The organism is Mucilaginibacter agri (assembly GCF_009928685.1).
Lineage (GTDB): Bacteria > Bacteroidota > Bacteroidia > Sphingobacteriales > Sphingobacteriaceae > Mucilaginibacter > Mucilaginibacter agri.
The window spans coordinates 415,105-439,139 of the sequence record NZ_WWEO01000045.1; the positions used below are offsets into that span (position 1 = coordinate 415,105).

Below are 24,035 nucleotides of genomic sequence, written 5' to 3' on the forward strand. Positions count from 1 at the left end.
AAAAGGAAATAATTGATTACAACACAAACAAAAAATTGTAACGGATAGGATACACTTCTGTACTATATTGACGATAAATAAGCCTTGGGTGTACAGTTTTTCACAGAATGGCACACAAAAAAAGGCTTCGATTTTTCGAAGCCTTTTATAACTATTACAGAATTCTGTTAATGTTGCGAGAATTTCTTCTCGCCGTCTTTATTATCTTCCTGTAGTTTTTTCAATTTTTTCTCGCCGTAAGCGAACTTGGTGATCACGTAAAACAATACCGGCACAATAAAGATAGCCATGGATGTTGCGGCAAGCATACCACCAAACACAGTCCAACCAATTGTCTGACGAGCTACACCACCCGCTCCAGATGCCCACACCAGCGGTAATACGCCCAATATAAAGGCCATAGAAGTCATAATAATTGGGCGTAAACGGAGCCTCACTGCATCTAACGTAGCCTGTTCCAGTTCCATCCCACCATCTACCCTTTCTTTGGCAAACTCTACGATCAGGATCGCATTCTTGGCCGAGAGACCAATTAAAGTAATCAAACCGATCTGTGCATATACATTGTTAGTTAACTCGGATTTAAACGTCAGGAACAATATGGCGCCGAACGCACCAAGCGGCACCGCGAGCAGCACAGAGAATGGTACCGACCAACTCTCGTACAGTGCCGATAAGAACAGGAATACGAAAGCGATAGATAATATGAAGATATAAACCGTTTTAGATCCTGATAATAACTCCTCGCGGCTTAAACCCGAAAACTCATATCCATAGCCCTGCGGCAATGTGCTTGCAGCCACTTCTTGCAGGGCTTTTAAAGCGTCGCCGCTACTATAACCTGGTGCAGGGTTACCATCAATCTCCGCCGAACGGAAGAGATTATAGTGTGATATCAAAGGCGCGTTCTCAATGATTTTATATGTAGTTACTGTACTTAACGGCACCATGGTGCCCGATGAGTTACGAACAAAGTATTGCCCTATGTTTTGAATGTTTGTACGATAGTTAGTATCGGCCTGGGCTACCACCCTAAAGTTCCGACCATAGATGGTAAAATCATTAATATAAGCACTACCCATATAGGTTTGCAGCGCATTATTAATATCTGCAATACTCACTCCCATGCGTTTCGCCTTTTCACGATCTATAACCAGCTGATAAGCAGGTGTACGGGCGGTGAAGAATGAGAATGCCTTAGCAATTTCGGGTCGCTTGTTAACCTCCGCTGTGAAATTTTGCAGTACCTTCTCAAAATTCTTGATGTCGCCGCCCGCTTCTTTCTCCTCTAATATAAAAGAGAAACCAGCGGTACTACCCAAACCCGGAATAGCCGGCGGTGGGATTACGATTACATTGGCTTCTTTAAAGCGCGACAACTTCTTCTGCAAGGTGCCTACTAATGTAAAAAGTTGATCTTTCTTATCTTCACGCTTATCCCACGGTTTCAGCTGAACGAAAATGGTTGCACTATTTGATTTACTTGCAAAGTTTACTGCGTTTAACCCACCCAGAGCGGCATAGTGGCCAATTGCTGGGATGCTATCCAGCGTCTTCATCATCTCGTGCAGTAAGGTAACTGTACGTTGGGTTGATGAAGCCTCTGGGATATCATAAGTTATATACACCCGACCATCGTCCTCTGTGGGGATAAAGCCCGAGGGCTTGTTTTTGAACAGGAATATGGTGCCAACAATGATACATAGCAGGATAAAGAATACTGTTTTAGAGTGTTTAATGCTTATATCAACCCCATTTCGGTAGCGGTGCGAAAGCCTGTCGAACCAGCCATTAAAGGCATCGAAAAATTTATCCAGAAAGTTCTTCTTCTTATCCGGATCATGTGGTTTCAGCAACAGCATACATAAAGCGGGTGTCAATGACAAGGCCACAAAAGCTGAGATTAACACTGAAATTGCAATCGTGATCGCAAACTGTTGGTACAAACGCCCCACAATACCCGGCACAAAACCTACCGGTACAAACACCGCCGCCAAAATCAATGCAATAGCGATTACCGGCGCCGAAATATCATTCATAGCATGTTGTACGGCATCATGAGGCGACATTTTTTCTTCATCAATATAGTGCTGTACTGCTTCCACTACCACAATGGCATCATCCACCACAATACCGATAGCTAAGACGAAACCAAATAAGGTTAAGGTGTTAATAGTGAAACCCAGCGGAATAAAGAATATAAAAGTACCTATAATGGATACTGGAATTGCCAATACCGGAATCAATGTTGCTCTCCAGCTCTGTAAGAATAAGAATACAACCAGAATAACCAGCAACAATGCGATAACTAACGTATCAATTACCTCATGCACAGACACTTTAACCACAGTGATGGATTCGAACGGCACAACGTAATCAACCCCGGCCGGGAAAGATTTCTTAAGCTGCTCCATCGTGGCGTAAACAGCATCGGCGGTTTCAAGTGCGTTACTGCCTGGTGCCTGGTAAACCAATAGATATGAAGCGCGTTTACCATCGACAAAAGAGTTACCAGAGTAGTTAAATTTACCCAACTCAACCCTCGCAACATCTTTTAAGTGTACAACAGCGCCAGTGCTCGGTTGCGTACGTACAATTACGTTCTCAAATTCTTCGGGCTTTACTAAACGGCCTTTGGTTAATACGGTATACTCAAAGGTTTGTCCGTTCTCTTGCGGTGGCGCACCAACAGTACCCGCAGCCACCTGTACGTTTTGTTCAGTAAGTGCGCCTGTAACGTCGGCTGCTGTCATGCCGAGGGCGGCAAGTTTATCGGGCTTAAGCCAAATACGCATACTAAAGTCATCGGCACGTGTAAACACGTCGCCCACACCCTTACTACGTAACAGCGCATCTCTAACAAATACGTTGGTATAGTTATCTAAAAAGGTAACGTTATGCTCTCCTTTGGGCGAAAAGATCGCCACGAGCATCAATATACTTGGGTTACGTTTACGTACTGTTAAACCCAAGCGCTGTACTTCTTGAGGCAAAGTTGGTTGAGCGATGCCCACGCGGTTCTGTACGTCGAGAGCTGCTATATTAATATCGGTACCAACTTCAAAGTTAACGGTCATGCTCATTTGGCCGTTGCTGGTACTGTTGCTTTGCAGGTAGGTCATGCCGGGAGTACCATTCACCTGTACTTCAACCGGTGTTGCAACAGTTTGCTCAACTGTTAATGCATCGGCTCCCGTATAGGTACCGGTTACTTGTACCGTTGGTGGTGTAATTTCCGGATACTGCCCTATCGGGAGGCTGCTCATAGCCAATAACCCTACCACCACAATTACTATGGATATTACAATAGCTGTTACCGGCCTGCGTATAAAGGTATCTGCGATCATCTCTTGTCTTTATGGTTACCGGTAATTATTTTCCTTGTTGTTTAGCTCCAGCCTGGCCAGGTGCGCCTTGCTGTTGCGGAGGTCCTAAAGTTATTTTTCCACCGTCTTTCAAACGTTGAAAGCCGTCGGTGATAACCTTATCGCCAGATTTTAGGCCGTGCAGAATCACGATGTTATCTCTAATCCTCGGGCCTATCATTACTTTAATCTGATGTGCGATTGTGTCGGCCGCAGTAAATACAAAGTATTCGCCCATTTGCTCGCTAATAGCTTTGTAAGGGATTTGCACACGATCGCCCGACTCATTATTCAATACATTCAGCACAGCGCTCATGCCATCTTTTAACACATCCTTTTCGTTGGCGAACTGTACACGCACTTTAATACTTCCGGTTGTGTTGTTTACACCGCGGTCAATAGCCACTATTTTGCCCGGTTTATCGTAAATGGTACCGTCAGACAGCTTCAATCTGAAAGTAGAGTCTGTGCTGCTTTTCTGGTAAGCATAGAAGCGTTGCAAGTCTTGTTCATTTACTACGATATCAACAGCTATCGGATGCTCAGTAGATATAGTATTTAATAAGGTAGTGCCAGGCGTAACCTGCGAACCTAACCTAACCTGCGATATGCCAATGCGACCAGTAAACGGTGCTGTGATAATGGAATAAGAAAGATCTGTCTGGGCTGACAATACACCGGCCTTAGCAACGTCTACCTGTCCTTTGCTGGTTTCAAGCGAAGCCACCGCCTGGTCGTAGGTTTGGCGTGCAACAGCGTCCTGCTTCAGCAGAAAAGTGTAACGGTCTTCATCCTTTTTCGCTTTTACCAAATTGGCATTTGCTGCACTTAGATTAGCCTTCGCTTGCTCAAAAGCAGCAATATATTTACGCCTGTCTATCTCGTAAAGCGCTTTGCCTTTAGGTACAACTTCACCTTCTTTAAAGAATATACCCGTAATAAAGCCCGAAACCTGGCTACGGAGCTCAACACTGTTAAGAGCCACCACGGTGCCCTGGTATGGATCATAGTATACTGCATCCGCAGTTTTTGCTTCTGTAACGGCAACGGGCGTTGGTGGAAGAGCGGCGTTTTGCTTTCCCTGTTGTTTACAAGATGCCAATAACGCTATACTTACTGCAGTACTTAAACCTAAGTATTTTATATTCATATGGTAGATTATCTAACTGTTAAAGTTCCTAATGCTTTTTCTAAATCAATTTTGCTGGATAATAATGTAAACAGCGCATTATAGTAGCTCAATTCGGCGGTACGCAGGCCAGACTGTGCTACAATAACGTCGAGATAAGTTTTAATCCCCTCTCGATATTGTAATTCTACTATAGTATCTACATCCTTAGCCAAATCAACATTTTGTTTTAAGAATAGCCAATTGGTGTAATTACTTTTATAGTCTGATAGTGCCTGCACATACTCGGTATTGATTACGTTACGTGTGTTTACAATATCGAGGTCTACCCTATCTTCCTGTAAACGCGCTTTGGCCAAATTCTGTAAACGCTTGGTTCCTGTAAAAATAGGCAGGTTTAGGCTTAGGCCAATAAGAGAAGTTGGATAGGCATTTTTGTACTGATCGCTGAAATGATCATTAAAATAAAGCAAGCTGTAACTACCAACAGCTGATAACGATGGCAGCCAGCCATATTTATAATAGTTTACATTTAAGGCTTGGAGATTCTTTTGAGCTGCCAGTTGCCTGTACTCTACCCTGTTTTCGATATTTAACACCTGGTTGGTATCGATAGTAGCAGTTTTAACAAATTGGGCAGAATCATAGGTAAGCACTAATTGCTTTTCGGGCGCCAAGCCCATTACTTGTTTGAGATAAGCTGCTTTACTTTTTATAGCCTCCAATGTTTGTTTGCGGCCGGCTAATGAGTTATTTAGATTGATGGTGGCTTGCTTATAATCAGTTTTATCAACTACACCTGCCTGGTAGCGGGAGTATGAATCCTTTAAACTACGCTGAAGCCTGGTAATATCTTCATTATATATATCGAGTTGTTTTTCTGAAAGCAGAACGTCAAAAAACGATTTACTAACGTCGGCCACCAAGGCTATCTGACTAACTTCAGTTCCCTGTTTATAATATTGCCTCGAATACTTTGCAGCGCGTGACGCCAGAAGTACATCGTTATTATAAATAGTCTGGCTGGCTTGCAGTGCAAGGGTTGATACATTTTTGCCAACACCAACAATTTGGCCGTTGCCTGTACCGCCGGTTGTGCCGCCCGTCCCCGTTCCTGTCCCGGTACCAGTTCCGCCTACGCCAGCTACCGCCCGTTGAAAATAATAATTGTATCCTGCCGTTGAAGTTAATTGTGGCAGCCAACCCGAAAGCCCTATACGTATATCACGTTCGTTTATTTGCTCGTCGATAGATGCCTGCCTTACCGCGGGCTGATTGCGCAGAGCAAAATCTATGCATTGTTGCAAATTCAATGTGCGGGTGGTAGAGTCGGTACTGTTTTGGGCTAAAATCGATTTAGTTGTTAACAGTAAAATAACTAATAGAGAGTAAAATGTTTTTTTCATCCAGGTAGTTGATGCCTTAAAAACGCATAATTACAACATAAGTTTACTTAATAAAAATAAACGCGAAAAATGTTACAATACTCAAACATATAAGTTTTTATGCATAAAATGCATACTTAAAAGTCCTTTTGGGCGTTGAAAATATTTTGTTTTTGATTACAGGATAAAATAAATTTTTAATTAATTTGCCCAATGGTATTTTGTTACGCTACGTAATGATGTGCAAAAAAATTACACGCCAAGTATAAGTTATAAGCTTTTTCATGGTATTTTTACAAAAAATTTAAGCAGAGTTAATACATGGGTAAAAAACTACATGATAAAATCGCTCAGTTTACGGAAGCTGCTGTAGCCCGGGAACGTGGTGTATACCCGTTCTTTAGGCCAATAGAATCCGGACAAGATACTGAGGTTATTATCAATGGCAAACGGGTGTTAATGTTTGGTTCAAACTCTTATTTAGGTTTAACCAATCACCCCGCGATTAAAGAAGCTTCTAAAAAAGCGATAGATAAATATGGCACAGGTTGTGCCGGTTCGCGCTTTTTGAACGGAACGCTTGATATCCACATAGAGTTAGAAGACAGATTGGCTGCCTACGTTGGTAAGGAAGCTGCTGTATTATTTAGTACTGGTTTCCAAGTTAATCTGGGTGTGCTTTCGAGCATTACCGGACGTAACGATTATTTAATATTGGATGAATACGACCATGCATCTATTATTGATGGTAGCCGTTTATCATTCTCAAGAGTAATTAAATACGCTCACAATGACATGCAAGACCTGCGCCGCAAGCTTAGCTTGTTGCCAGAAGAAGCTGTTAAACTGATTGCAGTTGACGGTATATTCAGCATGGAAGGTGATATTGTAAAATTACCTGAATTAGTACAAATAGCTGAAGAGTTTGGTGCTAATATTATGGTAGATGATGCACACAGCTTAGGTGTAATTGGCGATAAAGGTGCCGGTACAGCTTCACACTTTGGTTTAACCGATGATGTGGATTTGATTATGGGTACGTTCAGTAAATCATTTGCATCCTTAGGTGGTTTCATTGCTGCTGATCATGCAACTATCGACTACTTAAAGCACCGTGCACGTTCTTTAATGTTTAGCGCAAGTATGACGCCAGCCTCTGTAGCAAGTGTTATTGCAGCGTTAGATATTATTGAAGCCGAGCCTGAGCGCATTACAAAATTGTGGGATAACACTAATTATGCCATGAAACTTCTACTGGACGAAGGTTTTGACCTGGGCCCTACCGAAAGCCCGATATTACCTATATATATACGTGATAACGAGAAAACCTACATGGTAACCAAACAGCTACAAAATCAAGGCGTGTTTGTAAATCCTGTTGTTTCTCCGGCAGTACCTTCAGATTCTTCATTACTACGTTTCTCATTAATGGCTACACACACATTCAGCCAAATCGACGAAGCTATTGAGAAGATCTCTAAAGCTTGTAAAGAAGTTGGTGTATTTAATACCGTTAACGAAAAAATATGAAGAAAATACTGCCTGTGAGTTCCAAAAAGGAACTGGGGGCTTTTATTGATTTTCCGCATGATCTGTATAAAAATGATCCGAATTATGTTCCGGAACTTTTTATCGCTCAAAGAGATCTGTTGACTACTCACCCATTCCACAAACACTCATCGCTGCAGTGTTTTCTGGCATATGACGATAACAAAATAGTTGGCCGTATAGCCGCTATAGATAATACAAACCACAACAAATTCAATGAAGCCAATGATGGCTTCTTTGGTTTTTTTGACTCTATAAACGATCTGGAAGTCGCTCAGCTATTGTTTGATGCCGCTACCAAATGGCTTAAAGAGAAAGGTGCAACCAAACTGGTTGGCCCTGCCAATCCATCAACCAATGAGGTTTGTGGGTTATTGGTAAAAGGTTTTGACAGGCCACCAATGGTAATGATGCCCTACAACCCACCCTATTATGTTGAACTACTTGAAAAATTAGGCTTAACAAAACAGGTAGACTTATTGGCATGGTACTGGGACGATAAAAGCTACAACGATAAATCGCTTCAGTTGCTTGAGAAGTTGCAGGATCGTTTGAAGCGTAACAGTAACATTATCATCCGTAACATCAATCTGAAAAACTTTAAGCAAGAAGCTGACGCTTTACGCGACGTTTATAATAGTGCCTGGGACAAAAACATGGGATTTTTCCCAATGACTAACGAGGAGTTTGACTATACAGCCAAAGATCTGAAAATGATTCTTGATCCGGATTTTGCTTTCGTTGCAGAGCAGGAAGGTAAGATAGTAGGCTTTGGTGTTGCTATTCCAGATTTGAACCAGGTACTTAAAACTATAAAACGAGGCAGGTTATTGCCTACCGGTCTTTTTAAATTATTATTAAATAAAAAGAAAGTTAACGGTATCCGCATTATGCTTTTAGGAGTTATTGATGGTTACCGTAAAATGGGTATTGAAGCAGTTTTATACGGGTCTATTATAAGAGAATATCGCCGTAAGAAATTCAAATACGCCGAGGCCTCATGGACATTGGAGCATAATGATATGGTAAACATCGCCATTAAAAACATTGGCGGCGACCAATATAAAACCTATAGAATTTACGAAAAGGCTATATGAGGGAGCGGGTTTTAATAACCGGCGCAAGCGGATTTGTTGGATACCATCTTATTGAAGAAGCGCTGAGCCAAAACCTCGAAGTATTTGTAGCTTTAAGGAAGAGTAGTAAAACAGATCATTTTACACATCTAAACGTACAGCTTACTTATCCAAAGTTTAATGATATTGATGCATTAACCGAAGAGATTAGAGCTAATAAATACGATTATATTATCCATGCGGCTGGTGCAACAAAAGCTAAGTCGCAGGCGCAGTATAACCATATAAACGCAACTTATACCGTTAACCTTGCCAAAGCGGCAGTTGCAGGCGGGGTTAAAAAATTTGTGTTTATGAGCAGCCTCGCGGCGGGCGGGCCACGCACAACGTTAAACGGCATCATATCAGAAAATGATGAACCGCACCCGGTAACACAATACGGAAGAAGTAAATTACTTGCGGAACAAGAATTAAAGAAGATCCCTGATTTAAACTATACGATTTTAAGGCCGACTGCTGTCTATGGTCCCCGCGAACGCGATATCTTTATTGTAATAAAACAAATAGTTAAAGGCATTGAGCCATATATTGGCAAAGAGGAACAAAAACTAAGTTTTATATACGTTAAAGATTTGGCGGGTGCCACCATAAAGGCCTTATACGGAGGCAATCGCAGCACTTATAACATAGCCGATGGTAACTTTTACAGCAGGTACGAAATGGCAAATATTATTAAGGATGTACTCCAACTTAATACTTTCAAATTTCATCTGCCTGTCACCTTTGTAAAATTAGTTGCATCGATAAGTGAAAAAGTTGGTTCTTTGACGAGCAAAACTCCCGCATTAAATATCGATAAGCTAAATGAACTCTTAGGGGTTAACTGGGCTTGCAGTATTGAGGCGGCAAAGCAAGAGCTGGGATTTTACCCGGTGTATAATTTAGATAAAGGATTACAGGAGTCAATAAAGTGGTATAAAGAACACAAGTGGCTCAAATAAGATTTAACTCGAATAAAAATAGAATACATGAAAAATAGCGTTCAACCTGCTGAAGGTAAGCTTGGTATATTAATACCAGGTTTAGGTGCAGTAGCCACCACTCTGATTGCTGGTGTAGTAGCCGTTAACAAAGGCTTAGCAGAACCAATCGGAGCATTAACCCAAATGGGTAACATCCGTATCGGAAAAAGAACAGAGAATAATTACCCGAAAATTAAAGACTTTGTGCCTTTGGCTCACCTAAAGGATATCGTTTTTGGCGGTTGGGATGTTTACAGTGACAACGTTTATGAGGCAGCAGTACACGCTAAAGTGTTAGAAAAAGACCTGTTAAATAACGTTAAAGAAGAATTGGAAGCAATTGTGCCTATGACAGCTGCTTTTGATAAAGACTATGCTAAAAACTTGGACGGCGAACACGTTAAAACTGGTACCCGTTTAGAGTTGGCGCAACAATTAATGGCTGATATCGAAAACTTTAAAGCACAACACGGTTTAGACCGCGTAGTACTTTTATGGTGCGGGTCAACCGAGATTTATTTCGAAGAAAGCGACGTTCACCAAACTTTAGAGAAATTTGAAGCTGGTTTAGCGGCTGACGATAAATTGATCTCTCCTAGTATGCTTTATGCCTACGCTGCATTAAAGTTAGGCGTACCTTTCGCAAACGGTGCTCCAAACCTTACTGTTGATATCCCTGCAATGGTTGAGCTATCAAAATTAACCGAAACTCCAATTGCCGGTAAAGATTTCAAAACTGGTCAAACTTTAATGAAAACTATCCTGGCACCAGGTTTAGCAGCACGTTCATTAGGTGTTAAAGGCTGGTTCTCTACCAACATTTTAGGTAACCGCGATGGTTGGGTTTTAGACGATCCGGATAACTTCAAAACTAAAGAAGTATCTAAATTAAGCGTACTGGAAGAAATTTTCCAACCAGAGCTTAACCCTGAATTGTATGGTGAGTTATACCACAAAGTGCGTATCAACTACTATCCTCCTCACGGCGATAACAAAGAGAGCTGGGATAACATAGATATCTTCGGTTGGTTGGGTTACCAAATGCAAATCAAAATCAACTTCCTTTGCCGCGACTCTATTCTTGCAGCACCAGTTGGTTTAGACCTGGCTTTGTTTAGCGATTTAGCTAAACGTGCAGGTATGAGCGGTATCCAGGAGTGGTTATCTTTCTACTTGAAGTCTCCACAAGCTGCTCCAGGTTTACGCCCGGAACACGATATCTTTAAACAATTAATGAAATTACAAAACACCCTGCGTCACATGATGGGCGAAGACTTAATCACACACTTAGGGTTAGATTATTACCAGGATTTGGTAGAGTCTCTGTAAGCTCATTCTAAATACTCAGATAGCCACTCGTGGGGTATCAAATTTATTGGCAATAGCGTTTAAATTTGTACCGTGCAGGTGGCTATCCTGTTTTATAACAATTTCTATTTTTGAAGTTCCTTAAAAACTAATCAATCATTTGATTAATTTTTACTTTCCTGCAACAATTTTATTCAATTAAAATTTTCACCTTTGCAGCCGTGGATTAAACTTCGTGTTTATAAAACCGTCTCATCCGATTTTATAGTATATAGCGTGTAACTATTCAGAGGTTAGCATATCTATATAAAAAGGAAAATCAGGATTTGATCCGCTTGCATACTTGCATTTTAAATGAATTATAGAAGGTTTTTACTCTTACTGTTCTTTATCTCTTTATCTACTGTAGTTTTTGCACAAAATACAGTTGTAACGGGTACGGTTACAGATGCCAATAATCATCACCCACTCTCCTATGTTACAGTAGCTTTTACTGGCAGCAACATCGGTATGAATACTGATGACAAGGGTGGTTACAGGCTACAATCAGTAAAGCCATATACACAACTTACCGTATCGTTTGTTGGTTACAAGACAGCCACATTGGTTGTAGAACCGGGCAAAGAACAAACTATTAATGTTAAGCTTTTCCCCGAAGCTAAACAGCTTAACGAGGTTGTTGTAAAATCTGCGAAGCGCGAAAAATATCGTAATAAGGATAACCCTGCTGTCGAACTGATCCGTAAGGTCATTGCCAATAAACCTAAGAACAAACCCGAAGCCTATGACTACGTAGAATACAAGCAGTATGATAAACTGCAAATGTCTTTCATAAACGTTTCAGAGAAGTTATCAGAAAAGAAATTCTTTCGAAAATATAAGTTCTTGCTAGACAATAAGGATAGCACGGCGCTGCCGGGTAAAACCATATTGCCTATATATCTGGACGAGCAATTATCGCAGACGTATTATCGCAAAAACCCTGAGAAGAAGAAGACGATAATGATAGGGCATAAAAGTGTAAACTTTGGCAGCTTTATGGATAGCGAAGGGTTTGGCACCTATTTTCAACGAATGTACTCGGACGCTGACATTTACAAGAGTAACATATTTTTGATGACCAACATGTTCCTCAGCCCTATTGCCGACGACGCTCCTACCTTCTATAAATTCTTTATTACCGATACCATAACTAACGGTAACACAAAGCTTGTCCGGCTAAGTTTTACCCCGCGTAACACAACGGATATGTTGTTTGAAGGTGATATTTATATCACGCTCGATGGCAATTATGCCGTACAGAAGTCTGACTTTAGCATCAATAAAAATATAAACCTTAACTGGGTACGGGGAATGCACATTAATGAAGATTATGAGCAGAACCCAGATGGTCGCTGGCACCTGAGCCGTGCAGATATGCAGGCCGACTTTGGTACCAGCAAAAAAGGTAATCATGGTATTTTTGGGCAACGAACGGTAACATATAAAAACTACATCGTAAACAATGCCCGCCCGGATACTACGTATGATGGTGAGGCTGTCGAAATGTCGCCTGATGTTAAGAGTCGTAGCAACCAGTTCTGGGCCGAAAACCGCTTGGATACGCTTAGCAAGGCCGAGTCGAGGGTTTATAAAAACATCGACAGCCTGCAACACATGCCATCTTTCCGTCGCACAGCCGATATTGCTACGCTGTTGTTGGCGGGTTATAAAGGATTCGGCAAGTTTGAATTAGGGCCGGCGAACACATTTTATAGCTTCAATCCTGTAGAGGGTTTCAGGCTGCGTGTAGGTGGCCGTACTACGCCAGAATTAAGCAAACGATATTATTTTGAAACCTATACTGCTTACGGTTTTAAAGATCAGAAATGGAAGTACTTTCTGAGTGCAACTTATTCTATCAACGATAAATCTATCTATCGCTTTCCGCAACATTATATCAGGGCAAGTTTTCAGCGAGATACTAAAATCCCCGGCGAAGATTTGCAGTTTGTACAGGAGGATAACTTCTTGCTATCGTTTAAACGCGGTGTAAACGATAAATATCTGTACAATGACTATTATAAATTAGACTACGTGCACGAATTTGAGAATCACTTCTCTTATAGCATTGGTTTAAGAAACTGGACCCAATCTCCTGCCGGCTCATTATATTTTCAAAATATTGAGAATGGCCAGTTGCATACAATTGATAAGTTAACCACAACTGAGACTAACGTCCAGTTCCGTTATGCACCGCACGAACAGTATTATCAAGGAAAATTATACCGCACACCGATCTTCAATAAATATCCTATCCTAACCCTCGATCTGACCAATTCTTTCAAGAACGTTTTTGCGGGTCAGTATGGCTATCAAAAAATAAGGTTCAGATTAGATAAACATACATATCTATCGCAATTAGGTTATGCCGATATTGGCTTAGAAGGTGGCAAAATCTTTGGACAGGTGCCCTATCCGTTATTAACTATTCACCAGGCTAACCAAACTTACGCTTACGACTTAAACTCATATAACTTAATGAATTTTATGGAGTTTGTGAGTGATAAATATGCAAGCTTAAAGATCGATCAGCATTTTATGGGGTTCTTTTTTAACAAGATCCCATTGTTTAAGAAACTGAAATGGCGCGAGGTGGCTTCTGTTAAATCCTTATGGGGTAACGTAAGCGACCGTAATAATCCAACCTTACACCCTTCTTTATATCAATTCCCCGTGGCAGATAATGGCGTGCCAATTACCTACACCTTAGGTGGTAAGCCTTATGTAGAGGGCAGCGTTGGTATCGAAAATATATTTAAATTTATTCGTGTTGACCTTGTCAGACGTTTCGATTATTTAGATCATCCTGATGTTTCTAAATGGGGAATTCGTGCAAGAGTCAAATTTGATTTTTAACTTTGCAAAATCAGCAAACAATATGGAACAACAAACCACATCTTTACGCACAACACTTCAATTAAGCATCTATAAAGTGATAGATCCTTTTGTTAAAGTGCTGATTAAATTGGGGCTTACCCCCAATGCAGTTACAACTATTGGTTTTATCTTAAACATTGGTGTGGCGGTAATATTTATTTTGGGTGCCGAAGAAGGTAACCGTGGCGATCTTACTTACGTAGGTTGGGCCGGCGGACTTATTCTGTTTGCAGGTTTGTTTGACATGCTGGATGGCCAGGTTGCAAGGCTGGGTAACATGAAATCGATCTTTGGTGCGCTGTACGATTCTGTTTTAGATCGTTATAGTGAATTGGTTATGTTTTTAGGCATCTGCTGGTACCTGGTTGCTCACCATTACTTTTTAAGTTCGTTGTTTGCATTTGTTGCATTAATTGGCTCTATGATGGTTAGCTATGTGCGTGCCCGTGCAGAAGGTTTGGGTATTGAGTGTAAAGGTGGTTTAATGCAACGCCCGGAACGAGTAATAACTATTGGATTATGCGCCATCCTTTGTGGTGTTTCATCATTATATATTGGGGGCGACTATAAGCTGTACATCCCAGGCATCAGGTATCATGTTTTTGAGACCATGTCGATATTTACTTTTCCTATTGCAGCACTTGCTGTATTAACTAATATCACCGCTTTTAACAGGCTTAGAGATGCTAAAAAGAGCCTGATGGAAAAAGAACAATCTGGAAAATAATTTAATTTAATTTGAAGCAATACATTTTATTTTTTGCGCTGTGCCTTGGCTTAGTGAGTTTGCAAGAGCAAACGGCAAGCGCATTTACTATTAACAAAACTCTGGCTACAGATTCGACAAAAAAAGTAAAGCCTGCCATTAACTTTCCGGTGTTGCCTGCCAATATCAGTCGTTTATTTTATGTGCAGCGCGACCCGAATACTAACACCATCGTTTACGAACTAAACGAAATCAATGGTCAATTGAATACCGAGGAGCCCGTACACGTATACTGGATTAAGTATAATGAAAAAGGGCAACATGAGGAACTCAACTACATCCAACGCAAATTTGCCTATGGCTTAAATCAAAAGCCGCTTGGCAACGATAAATATGATATCCGCTTTGTGTCGTACAAAAAGTATCCTCTTACTTTAATGAAAGGTGCGGATGGCAAATATCACATTTACGCGACAATTGCGCATAAACAAGCCATACTTAATCGTATTTTTGTAAAAATTGAAGGCGGCTCTTTTTGGCTCCCTAACGTAGTATACGTTGAAGTTAAAGGAATAGATCCGGCAACCGGACAAGAAATAGTAGATAGATTTAAACCCTGATATAGCAAATGAAAAAGAATTATGTGTCAAACTCGCAAGAGTCGGTACGAATGTTTAAGAGTGATTTTTTAGAAAGCTTATCTAAGGTTCATTTCTTTGTACCAATTATTATATACCTGCCTGTAATAATAGCGTGTATGTATATGGCTATTTTTGATGCTCATCAATCAATCGGCCGCATTTTGATCCTATTGGTATCTGGCCTTTTCGTATGGACCTTTGTTGAGTATTTTTTACACCGTTTTATATTTCACTTTGTACCAAAAGCTGAATGGGCATTGCGCCTGCATTTTATATTTCACGGTGTTCACCATGATTATCCAAGCGATAAAAAACGCTTGGTAATGCCACCTTCAGCAAGTATACCTTTGGCAGTAGGTTTCTTCTTCTTATTTTGGTTTATATTACCAACGCATCAGGATGCTTATGCATTTTTTGCATCGTTTATATTAGGCTACTTATTTTACGATATTGGGCATTATGCAATCCACCACTTCAATTTCAAGGGCGGTATATGGAAAAGCATTAAGAAACACCATATGTTACACCACTACCAGGATCCTACAAAGGGATATGGTGTAAGTTCGGCCTTATGGGATAAGGTGTTCAGGTCAGATTTTGAGAATCAAACCAAATAATGAGCTTCTACGCTTCTGCCGAATTATTTCCCCGGGTAAATATTAAAACCGCGATAACACTGGCTTTATTGTCTGTGGCGTACGTAGGTTTGTCGAGTATTTTGGTTGGTTTCAAATCAGACCAAATTGTGTTGATCGCACTGGTAAATGGTCTTTACTATCTATCTGGCCATACACGCAGGTTTGTTACCGGGTTTGCCATCTTTATTGTGTATTGGATCATTTTCGACTACATGAAGGCTTTCCCCAATTACCACTTCAATGCGGTACATATCGGCGACCTTTACAACCGGGAGAAGAGCCTCTTCGGTATTCACAGCAACAATACTATATTAACGCCTAATGAATATCTGAAAGCTAACAGCCACCCCTGGCTCGACGTTATTACCGGCGTATTTTATCTATGCTGGATACCAGTACCATTAGGGTTTGCAGCTTACTTGTTATTTACCCGTCCAAAAGAGTTTTTAGGCTTTGCTTTAACTTTTTTCCTGGTGAATCTGTTGGGCTTTGTAGTGTATTACACCTACCCGGCCGCTCCACCATGGTTTATACAGGAGCATGGTTTTAACTTTATACCGCTTACCAAAGCCAGCACAGCCGGACTGGCGCGCTTTGATAATTATTTTCATGCCGGTATTTTTAAAAGCATTTATTCTAAAGGCTCAAATGTATTTGCGGCAATGCCATCGTTACATTCCTCATATCCTGTTATTGTGCTTTACTACGGTTTAAAAAATCGTTTGAAGTTCGCCAATATCGTTTTTGCAATAGTGATGGTCGGTATCTGGTTCACTGCGGTGTATGCGAGTCATCATTATGTACTGGATGTTTTGGCCGGTATTACTACTGCCATTTGCGGAATCAGCTTGTTTAATGTTATATTAAATAAGAGTAAAGGTTTCCAAAATTTCATCAACAACTACGCTAAGTTAATCACTCGTTAATATTTAATTGCTTCTTAAATAGTGTCCAAAAAAAGCGATTATATTTTATCGTTTTTATTTAAAGAGGTAGTTTAAGTAAAAAATATTAATTCCTGATAATAAACTATTTATATTAAAATCTCATAAAACAGGCACAACCTTTGATATTATAAATCAGCATTATATAAAAGCTTGTATCAGCCTGTATATGAAAAAGTTATCACTTTTTACTTTAAGCTTATTTCTATCAATACATTTATTTGCCCAATCGGCATCTCCAGATAGTTTACAGAAGCAAATTGACACTACATCTTCGAGCGCACTGAAGGGTAAGTTGTATACCCAAATGGCCGAAAGCTATATGAAATATAGCGCCCTGCAGGATAGGACGCTTAAAAACCAATATCAAGAGAACGCACTTAAGTATACCTTGTTATCGTTGCATGAATTTTCTCGCACTGATGACAGCGTTGGTTTGCGTAAAGCGTTTGATAGATTAACCCGTGTATACCACGATCAAAAGAAATACAGCCAGGCTAAATGGTTTATTTTACAATCAAATACCATGGCCCGTGAGCAGAACGATGTACCAAATATTATACAGTCGCTAATCACACTCGCTGGCATTAAGATGGACATCCATGATTTTGATCTTGCCCGACGCGATCTGCGCGAAGCACTGGAGTTATCCTCGGCCAATTGCTTTGCCGATCAACAGTCGGCAGTGATGTTAAGCTATGCCCGCCTGTATAACAGTACCAACAGCGGCAAGCAGGCGGCCGCCGCAATGAAGCGCTATGCTTTTATGAAAGATAGCATGGCACGCGACTCGGAGGCGCGATCTATGGCTAAATTACGCCCAAGAAAAAAGTACTATACAGCCGGGTACAAGCCGAAAGACAAACCGGTTACACAACGCGTAGCTTCTCTTTAATTATTGGAAGTAGTTTGATTGCGATAATTTTAATCGTTATCGTCATTATAATTTACAGGAGAAAACAACATTCTTCTCAAAAAAGCAATTAAACCCTTAATTGCTTTTTTTGTCTTATAGCAGTATGGCAAAGTGGTGGATTACGAGTGGAATTTTATCAATAATCTTATTGAGCACGGCAGCTTGGGTTCAGTTTAATGAACAATCGGCGAGCGACAGGTTTAAGCAGGAATTTCTATATCGGATTAATAAAGCACGCGCTGCAGGTTGCAGTTGTGGTAAGCAATACATGCCTCCGGCTCCCCCACTAACCTGGAATGCTAATTTGGAAGCCGCAGCTATTGCACACGCACAGGATATGAACAACCGCAATTATTTTAGCCATACCAGTAAAGATGGCCGCACCAGCGAAGACCGCATTGTGGCAGCCGGTTATTCGATGATTGGCTATCGCAGCCTTGCGGTAGGCGAAAACATTGCCTTCGGGCAAACAAGTATAGCCGAAGTAAGCGACGGGTGGTTTAAAAGCGAAGGCCATTGCCATAACCTGATGAGCCGGGAGTTCAAAGAGATCGGCGTAGCGCATGTAGGCCAATACTGGACACAGGAATTTGGTGGCCGCGAAACCTTTACACCCGAGCAGCAAAAAATGCTCAAGGAAGGCCGCGGCCGTTTAATAATCCGAAAAGAGAGTACGGAATAATCCTTAGTCTATTACTCGCTTAAGGGCCATTATATAACCCATGTGCAGGCCTTCGTGAAAGGGCAAAAAGGCGACGGCCTCGTCTATACTGCTGATATCCATCCCATAACGGGTTGACCACGCTGGATAGTTTGCGAAACTTTCTTTATTCTCGTTAACGTCTGCCTCTAATTGATCAACGGTTGACAAAAGCAAAGTTTTGATCTCTTCAACGCCAGCTTCATCAACATCCTGTTCGGGTTTCGTTCCGGATTTATAAGCGTCGAAAAAAGCTTCATCAATTACTATAGGCAAGCCGGCGCGCTTATAACAAACACCTTGTAGTGTAGCGGCCAGGTGAGCCACATTCCAGATGATATTATTGTTAAATCCTTCGGGCACCTGGTTAAGCTGTTCTATAGAAAGATCTTTGATAATATCCAATACAGTTTGGCGGGTTTTACGAATAATTTGGATAGGGTATTTCATACGGTAAATGTAATAAGCTTTACATAAAATGCCATCGTTACCGCACCTTAATCTTCACCTAAATGATATGCTAACTGCATATAACTTAATACTTCATCGTTAAGATCTTCTATAAAATTCATGCGGAAATGATGGTTGAATTGATTGACATCACCGGGCACCTGAGCCATTTTTATAAAGCACGTATTATCGGGATATAACTGCTTAAACGGAAAAACTACATGAATAAAGTTCTTGCCCAATTGCGTTATCCAGGCAATGCGTTTGTTTGAGTTTGAGATCCCGATCATGGTTTTTGTAGGCCCCAATTCGACATCATTTCCCAGTTTCTTAAATTCCGAAACAAAATGATGGAACAACATTAAAGTATGCTCCGATTTTCCCGCCAAAAAATCGTCTATCGTTTTAGGTGCCTCATCCATAGGTTTGCCAGTAGCCATGTTTCAAAGTTTACCAATCTAAATTAGGTTTAATAAATCAACGCGCAAATACCCTTCCTGTGTCAGATTACTTAATTTAACACAGCTTTGTGCACCTAAATAGTTATTTTAGTCACATCCCCCTGTTATTCTAATTTAAAACATCTAACCATCTGCATGAAAGTTAAAGCCGAAATTAAAAATTTTGTATCTATCGCATTGGGCATTCTGTCCGCCAGTATCGGGTTGAAGAGTTTCCTGTTATCCAGTAAATTTATCGACGGTGGCGCTACGGGTATTTCAATGCTTATTGCCGAAACCACTCACCTACCTATCTCCGTACTCATATTTGTAATCAATGCACCGTTTCTATACATGGGATATCGACGGTTAGGCCTACTGTTTGCCATTAAAAGCGCCATAGCTATTGGGGGGCTTGCGCTTTGCCTCGCCTTTGTACACTTCCCCGATGTTACGCCAGATAAGTTACTTACCGCTGTATTTGGTGGTTTCTTTATCGGCGTGGGTTCGGGTTTGGCTATGCGTGCGGGTGCAGTATTAGATGGGACTGAAATCGCCGCTGTATTGGTAAGTAAACGCGCTCAGTTTCTAAGCGTAAGCGATGTAGTATTGCTATTGAACGTAATTATATTCGCCACTGCGGCTTTGTTTTTAGGTATCGAATCTGCACTTTACTCGATCCTGACCTATGTTGCAGCCTCTAAGATGATAGATTTTATATTGAACGGATTTGAACAATATACAAGCATTACAGTGGTATCAACCAAAAGTGATGTTATCCGCAGGGTAATTACACAGAAGTTAGGTCGCGGAGTAACTATATACCAGGGCAAGAGTGGTTATGGAAAAGACGGACAGATCAACGATCCTCGTGACATTATCTTCACCGTGGCTACACGCCTCGAGATTCCGTCTATTAAACAAGCTATTTTGCAAATTGATCCTTCGGCCTTTATTGTACAACAAAGTATTGATGATACTACAGGTGGTCTATTAAAGCGAAAAGGTATCCACTAAGCCTTGTATGCAACATTTGTATGACATAAGAAAAGCACGTTAAACTAAGGATTATCTTCATGGTCAATAGGGAAACCCCTTACCCCTATTAAAATGACCAGAATTCTACTATTCCTTGTTCTAACCGTGCTTTTCATCGGTCGTGCATCAGCGCAGCAAACCCGTGTAGTAACTGGTACAGTGATTGATTCTGCCGGTTTTGTTCCGGGTGTAAACGTTAAGTTGATATCCGATAAGGATAGCATCATTGTTGCAACGTCTGCAAAAGGAGCATTTGCTTTTCCTACCGTTATCGGTAAGAATTTCAAACTCACGGTTTATGGCCTAGGTTATCAAACATTTATTCGTCGTTATGTGATGGATAGTGACACAAGGCCGGTTGTCCTAGCGCCCATCAAACTATCTATCGAAAGTAAAATGCTGAAGACGGTGAATATTACAGCCGTTAACCCGATTACTATTAAAGAAGATACCGTTGAATACAAGGCTAGTGCCTATAAAGTACGTGAAGGTTCGCCGGTAGAAGATCTATTGAAAAAGCTGCCGGGCGTTACCGTTGATAAAGACGGCAATGTAACAGCACACGGCAAGCAGGTAACCAAAGTACGGGTTAATGGTAAAGATTATTTTACCGGTGATGTGCAAACCGCCACGCAAAACTTACCCGCTGATATTGTCGACAACATCCAGGTAATTGACGATTACGGCGACCAGGCCAACTTAACCGGTATTAAAACCGGCGACCCCGACAAGATCCTGAACATTACTATACAAAAGGGAAAACGTGTGGGCAAATTCGGGCAAGGCTCTGTCGGTGCGGGTAATGATGACCGATATGTTGCCCGCTTGTCTGCAAATGCATTTAAAGAAGATACCCAACTGTCGTTATTAGGAACGGTAAACAACAATAATACTAACGCCTTTAATTTTGGTGGAGGAAGTGGCGGGGGCGGACGCGGAGGGCAAAGTGGTGGTGGTAACCAAACCAGCACCGCCAACGGTATAACAGTAAATAAATCGTTAGGCTTTAACTACCGTGACGCCTGGGGCAAGAAAATAACTGCTTATGGCAGCTATAGTTTTGCTGATCGGAACAAGACAACCGAAAGCAATTCCCTGCAACAAAATCTGTTTCAATCAGGGTCGATACTCAACAGCGATAGCACGCTCGATAAGAACCATAACATTAACCATCGTTTTGATTTTAATATTGAATATAAGATAGATACAGCCAATTACTTAAAGATAAACCCGAACTTCTCCTACACTTCAACCAACGACGAGAATATGGATAGGTTTATGAATAGCAGGCTAAGTACGGTAACTAGCGGCACCGAATATAGTGTAACCAATGCTAACTCTCCTACCGGCGGAGCTAATGTTTTGTTCAATCATAAATTTAAAAAAAAGGGACGCAACTTTAGTATATCTGGCAGCGCCAGTTTCTCAAAAAGCTCGTCGGACCTGGATGATCAATATAATACCCAAACACATTCGGTTATTGTTCCCCTTCATCAGCAGATCAACACCGATAACAGTTCGCAGAAAATAAATGCCCATGCGTCTTACATCGAACCCATAGCCAAAAGCACTTATCTGGAAGCCAATTATACTTATAGTTTCACAAATACAGACAACAATCGATTGAACTACCGCCTGAACCCGGTTACAGGTACTCCCACTTATATCGACTCGCTAAGCACATTATATAACTATCAGTTTATTACCAATAGCTTCGGCTTAAACATTCGTGGCGTAAAACCTAAGTATAATTATACCATCGGTTTGGTGGCAAAACCGACTTCGTTAAATGGCGAATCACATAATTTCGAGACCTCAACCCATACATTTAATTTGGTTTCTACCGCTCATTTCGTGTACAATTTTGCTAAGAACCATACTTTTAACTTCAACTACAGTGGCACCAATAATATGCCCAGCTTTGCGCAGCTACAAATGCAGCCTGACTACTCTAATCCGCAGAATATAGTTTATGGCAACCCTAACTTGAAACCGGAGTTTAGTAATACTATTACCATGCGTTATAATCAGTTTGATATAAAGAGTGGTAACTCGCTGTTTACCAACCTGAGCTTCAATGAAACACAGAATAAAATAGTGACCAATACGCAACCCGTGTTAAATAGTCAACTAAACCCCGGCAACACTAAAGACAGCACCATACAGGAAACCCATTATTTAAACACCAATGGGTTCTACTCCGTAAATGGCAACTACGCTTTCACGAAACCTTTTGCCGAGCGGAAATACACCGTAACCATTAACGGCGGCGCCAGCTACAGCAATAACATCAACTTTATTGAAGGCGAACGCGACCTTGCCAAAAACTTAGTCTGGAACCAGGGCGCCAAGTTCAGGGTTGATCTGGACAGCATTATGGATAGCGAAATTAGCGCAAACTATAGTGTAAATACTACTAAATACAGTATCCCATCAACTGTCAATGGCGATGCTAAAACATGGACGCTTGGTTTAGACGGGCGCAATTTTTTCTTCTATGATTTGATTTTGGGTTATAACCTCACCCAAACAATCAATCACGGTTTTAGCAGCACTGTAAAATCAAATCCTACCTTGCTAAGCACTTATGTAGAATATCAGTTTATGAAAAAGCACATAGCCTCGCTCCGGTTCCAGGCGTTTGATTTGTTCGACCAAAACACAGGCATAACCCGCACCGTAAGCGGCAACAAGATTATCGATACCCGTACCAACCGATTAGGGCGTTATTTCCTGCTTTCGTTTACTATGCGATTACAAAGATTCGTGGGCGGTAAAGGTCAGGGGCCGAGAGGCGAAGGCAGACGCAGCGGAGGCGGCGGACGGAGAAGCGGATTCTAAGCTAAAAGAAAAGCCGCCTACCCTTTGGGAGATAAGCGGCTTTTATATCTATATGGTATAAAATTACACCAGGTTCTTTTTGATATAAGTAATACTTTGAATGATGCTGGCATAAGGATCGCCAGGGCATTTATCCTGCTCGACGAAGAAATACTTCAGGCCTGCTTTATCAGCATGTGCAAATATCTTTTTAAAGTCGATGATACCATTACCAACTTCGGTAAACATACGCTGAGGTGTTTTGTCCAAATCTTTCACATGCCATAGCGGGAAACGTCCCGGATGCTCATTGATTAAAGCAATAGGATCTTGGTTGGCTTTGGTAACCCAGTAAAGGTCCATTTCCATTTTTACCAGGTTCTTGTCGGTTTCGTTTAGCAAGATCTCGTATGGGAATTTGCCGTTTTGCTGCACAAATTCAAAATCGTGATTATGGTAAGCCAATTGGATGCCTGCTTTTTTACAACGCTCGCCTGCCTTGTTAAAAGTCTCGGCAATTTGCTTGTAATGATCAAGGCCGCCACGTTCTGGCTCAGAAAGATAAGCGCAAACCATATATTTAATACCTAGTTCTGCTGCATCATCAACCGCGCGGTCCCAATCGTGTAACAAAGTACCTTGCGTATCTGCTCCGTTAGTTTTTTCTTCGCCTAAACGGTAGTGGCTGCTTGGCATTATCAGTCCGTTTTGTTTTAACAGCGCACCGAATGTTTTAGCATCCATGCCATAAAACTTCTCGCTTCCGGTGTAGGTTGCACCTTCTAATGATGTAAATCCTATCTGGGCAACTTTAGCAAGCGTAGCAGCCGGGTCGGCTTGCATGTAATCTCTTACGGTATACAATTGCAGGCCAATGTATTTTTTATCGTAAGCAAATAAGTGCGGTGCCGCTAATAGACCCGCCGATAGCATAGCCGTTGTTTTTAGAAATGAACGTCTTGAAGTCATAATTTTGGTTGGTTTATTGTG

General features: G+C 41.2%; 19 protein-coding genes. 13 read left to right on the plus strand and 6 right to left on the minus strand.

The window, feature by feature from the left end:
- Nucleotides 1-167 precede the first annotated feature (167 nt).
- The 3 genes from GSY63_RS22000 to GSY63_RS22010 are packed head-to-tail and all read right to left on the minus strand — an operon-like array spanning nt 168 to nt 5,900.
- Nucleotides 168-3,347 carry an efflux RND transporter permease subunit gene (locus tag GSY63_RS22000; RefSeq protein WP_166588009.1) on the minus strand — a complete coding sequence of 1,060 codons (3,180 nt, stop codon included), beginning with the start codon at nt 3,345-3,347 and terminating at the stop codon, nt 168-170.
- A gap of 25 nt (nt 3,348-3,372) precedes the next feature.
- Complete coding sequence (locus GSY63_RS22005; protein ID WP_166588010.1) at nt 3,373-4,515, minus strand: efflux RND transporter periplasmic adaptor subunit; 1,143 nt, start codon at nt 4,513-4,515, stop codon at nt 3,373-3,375.
- An 8-nt stretch (nt 4,516-4,523) separates the two neighbouring features.
- Nucleotides 4,524-5,900, minus strand: a complete 1,377-nt coding sequence (locus GSY63_RS22010; RefSeq protein ID WP_166588011.1) for a TolC family protein — start codon at nt 5,898-5,900, stop codon at nt 4,524-4,526.
- A 300-nt stretch (nt 5,901-6,200) separates the two neighbouring features.
- Here GSY63_RS22010 and spt point away from each other — a divergent pair, with 300 nt between their 5' ends.
- The 11 genes from spt to GSY63_RS22065 all read left to right on the plus strand — a co-directional run bounded on the left by spt (nt 6,201) and on the right by GSY63_RS22065 (nt 18,279).
- Nucleotides 6,201-7,409 (plus strand): serine palmitoyltransferase, encoded by a 1,209-nt coding sequence (gene spt, locus GSY63_RS22015; RefSeq protein ID WP_166588012.1) that lies wholly within the window; start codon nt 6,201-6,203, stop codon nt 7,407-7,409.
- On the plus strand, nt 7,406-8,524 hold the full coding sequence (locus GSY63_RS22020) for a hypothetical protein (protein ID WP_166588013.1): 1,119 nt from the start codon (nt 7,406-7,408) through the stop codon (nt 8,522-8,524). Before spt ends, GSY63_RS22020 begins: the two co-directional genes overlap by 4 nt.
- Nucleotides 8,521-9,504, plus strand: a complete 984-nt coding sequence (locus tag GSY63_RS22025) for an NAD-dependent epimerase/dehydratase family protein (RefSeq protein ID WP_166588014.1) — start codon at nt 8,521-8,523, stop codon at nt 9,502-9,504. Before GSY63_RS22020 ends, GSY63_RS22025 begins: the two co-directional genes overlap by 4 nt.
- A 27-nt stretch (nt 9,505-9,531) precedes the next feature.
- Nucleotides 9,532-10,854 carry an inositol-3-phosphate synthase gene (locus tag GSY63_RS22030; protein ID WP_166588015.1) on the plus strand — a complete coding sequence of 441 codons (1,323 nt, stop codon included), beginning with the start codon at nt 9,532-9,534 and terminating at the stop codon, nt 10,852-10,854.
- Between the two features lie 333 nt (nt 10,855-11,187).
- Nucleotides 11,188-13,731, plus strand: coding sequence for a DUF5686 and carboxypeptidase-like regulatory domain-containing protein (locus GSY63_RS22035; protein WP_166588016.1), 2,544 nt, complete (start codon nt 11,188-11,190; stop codon nt 13,729-13,731).
- 22 nt (nt 13,732-13,753) lie between these two features.
- Nucleotides 13,754-14,479 carry a CDP-alcohol phosphatidyltransferase family protein gene (locus tag GSY63_RS22040; RefSeq protein WP_166588017.1) on the plus strand — a complete coding sequence of 242 codons (726 nt, stop codon included), beginning with the start codon at nt 13,754-13,756 and terminating at the stop codon, nt 14,477-14,479.
- An 11-nt stretch (nt 14,480-14,490) separates the two neighbouring features.
- The gene (locus GSY63_RS22045; RefSeq protein WP_208094634.1) at nt 14,491-15,078 is read left to right on the plus strand and encodes a DUF4833 domain-containing protein; all 588 of its coding nucleotides are present in this window, start codon (nt 14,491-14,493) and stop codon (nt 15,076-15,078) included.
- Nucleotides 15,079-15,086: 8 nt separating this feature from the next.
- Complete coding sequence (locus GSY63_RS22050) at nt 15,087-15,716, plus strand: sterol desaturase family protein (protein WP_166588018.1); 630 nt, start codon at nt 15,087-15,089, stop codon at nt 15,714-15,716.
- Complete coding sequence (locus GSY63_RS22055; RefSeq protein WP_166588019.1) at nt 15,716-16,663, plus strand: phosphatase PAP2 family protein; 948 nt, start codon at nt 15,716-15,718, stop codon at nt 16,661-16,663. Before GSY63_RS22050 ends, GSY63_RS22055 begins: the two co-directional genes overlap by 1 nt.
- Nucleotides 16,664-16,850: 187 nt before the next feature.
- A complete protein-coding gene (locus GSY63_RS22060) occupies nt 16,851-17,576 on the plus strand; it encodes a hypothetical protein (protein ID WP_166588020.1) in 726 nt (241 codons plus the stop codon).
- Between the two features lie 124 nt (nt 17,577-17,700).
- Complete coding sequence (locus tag GSY63_RS22065) at nt 17,701-18,279, plus strand: CAP domain-containing protein (RefSeq protein WP_166588021.1); 579 nt, start codon at nt 17,701-17,703, stop codon at nt 18,277-18,279.
- A gap of 3 nt (nt 18,280-18,282) precedes the next feature.
- Here the strand turns inward: GSY63_RS22065 and GSY63_RS22070 are convergent, their stop codons facing one another.
- Both GSY63_RS22070 and GSY63_RS22075 read right to left on the minus strand, forming a co-directional pair.
- Nucleotides 18,283-18,747 (minus strand): DinB family protein, encoded by a 465-nt coding sequence (locus GSY63_RS22070; protein WP_166588022.1) that lies wholly within the window; start codon nt 18,745-18,747, stop codon nt 18,283-18,285.
- A 47-nt stretch (nt 18,748-18,794) separates the two neighbouring features.
- On the minus strand, nt 18,795-19,187 hold the full coding sequence (locus tag GSY63_RS22075) for a DUF5655 domain-containing protein (protein WP_243749297.1): 393 nt from the start codon (nt 19,185-19,187) through the stop codon (nt 18,795-18,797).
- 156 nt (nt 19,188-19,343) lie between these two features.
- Between GSY63_RS22075 and GSY63_RS22080 the strand changes: the two genes are divergently transcribed.
- Together GSY63_RS22080 and GSY63_RS22085 are read left to right on the plus strand one after the other, a co-directional pair.
- Complete coding sequence (locus tag GSY63_RS22080) at nt 19,344-20,204, plus strand: YitT family protein (RefSeq protein ID WP_166588023.1); 861 nt, start codon at nt 19,344-19,346, stop codon at nt 20,202-20,204.
- A 93-nt stretch (nt 20,205-20,297) separates the two neighbouring features.
- Nucleotides 20,298-23,066: a TonB-dependent receptor gene (locus GSY63_RS22085; RefSeq protein ID WP_166588024.1), complete on the plus strand. Its 2,769-nt coding sequence runs from the start codon at nt 20,298-20,300 to the stop codon at nt 23,064-23,066.
- Between the two features lie 63 nt (nt 23,067-23,129).
- On the opposite strand, the gene GSY63_RS22090 is transcribed toward GSY63_RS22085, so the two are convergent.
- Nucleotides 23,130-24,014: a TIM barrel protein gene (locus GSY63_RS22090; RefSeq protein WP_166588025.1), complete on the minus strand. Its 885-nt coding sequence runs from the start codon at nt 24,012-24,014 to the stop codon at nt 23,130-23,132.
- Between the last annotated feature and the right edge of the window lie 21 nt (nt 24,015-24,035).

Excerpts from the sequence above, each read along its gene's own strand:
- GSY63_RS22090 (WP_166588025.1), bottom strand. The coding sequence starts at position 24,014 with ATGACTTCAAGACGTTCATTTCTAAAAACAACGGCTATGCTATCGGCG.
- GSY63_RS22020 (WP_166588013.1), top strand. The coding sequence starts at position 7,406 with ATGAAGAAAATACTGCCTGTGAGTTCCAAAAAGGAACTGGGGGCTTTT.
- GSY63_RS22025 (WP_166588014.1), top strand. The coding sequence starts at position 8,521 with ATGAGGGAGCGGGTTTTAATAACCGGCGCAAGCGGATTTGTTGGATAC.
- GSY63_RS22040 (WP_166588017.1), top strand. The coding sequence starts at position 13,754 with ATGGAACAACAAACCACATCTTTACGCACAACACTTCAATTAAGCATC.
- GSY63_RS22065 (WP_166588021.1), top strand. The coding sequence starts at position 17,701 with ATGGCAAAGTGGTGGATTACGAGTGGAATTTTATCAATAATCTTATTG.
- GSY63_RS22030 (WP_166588015.1), top strand. The coding sequence starts at position 9,532 with ATGAAAAATAGCGTTCAACCTGCTGAAGGTAAGCTTGGTATATTAATA.
- spt (WP_166588012.1), top strand. The coding sequence starts at position 6,201 with ATGGGTAAAAAACTACATGATAAAATCGCTCAGTTTACGGAAGCTGCT.
- GSY63_RS22060 (WP_166588020.1), top strand. The coding sequence starts at position 16,851 with ATGAAAAAGTTATCACTTTTTACTTTAAGCTTATTTCTATCAATACAT.
- GSY63_RS22000 (WP_166588009.1), bottom strand. The coding sequence starts at position 3,347 with ATGATCGCAGATACCTTTATACGCAGGCCGGTAACAGCTATTGTAATA.
- GSY63_RS22075 (WP_243749297.1), bottom strand. The coding sequence starts at position 19,187 with ATGGCTACTGGCAAACCTATGGATGAGGCACCTAAAACGATAGACGAT.
- GSY63_RS22010 (WP_166588011.1), bottom strand. The coding sequence starts at position 5,900 with ATGAAAAAAACATTTTACTCTCTATTAGTTATTTTACTGTTAACAACT.
- GSY63_RS22080 (WP_166588023.1), top strand. The coding sequence starts at position 19,344 with ATGAAAGTTAAAGCCGAAATTAAAAATTTTGTATCTATCGCATTGGGC.
- GSY63_RS22055 (WP_166588019.1), top strand. The coding sequence starts at position 15,716 with ATGAGCTTCTACGCTTCTGCCGAATTATTTCCCCGGGTAAATATTAAA.
- GSY63_RS22005 (WP_166588010.1), bottom strand. The coding sequence starts at position 4,515 with ATGAATATAAAATACTTAGGTTTAAGTACTGCAGTAAGTATAGCGTTA.
- GSY63_RS22070 (WP_166588022.1), bottom strand. The coding sequence starts at position 18,747 with ATGAAATACCCTATCCAAATTATTCGTAAAACCCGCCAAACTGTATTG.
- GSY63_RS22050 (WP_166588018.1), top strand. The coding sequence starts at position 15,087 with ATGAAAAAGAATTATGTGTCAAACTCGCAAGAGTCGGTACGAATGTTT.
- GSY63_RS22085 (WP_166588024.1), top strand. The coding sequence starts at position 20,298 with ATGACCAGAATTCTACTATTCCTTGTTCTAACCGTGCTTTTCATCGGT.
- GSY63_RS22035 (WP_166588016.1), top strand. The coding sequence starts at position 11,188 with ATGAATTATAGAAGGTTTTTACTCTTACTGTTCTTTATCTCTTTATCT.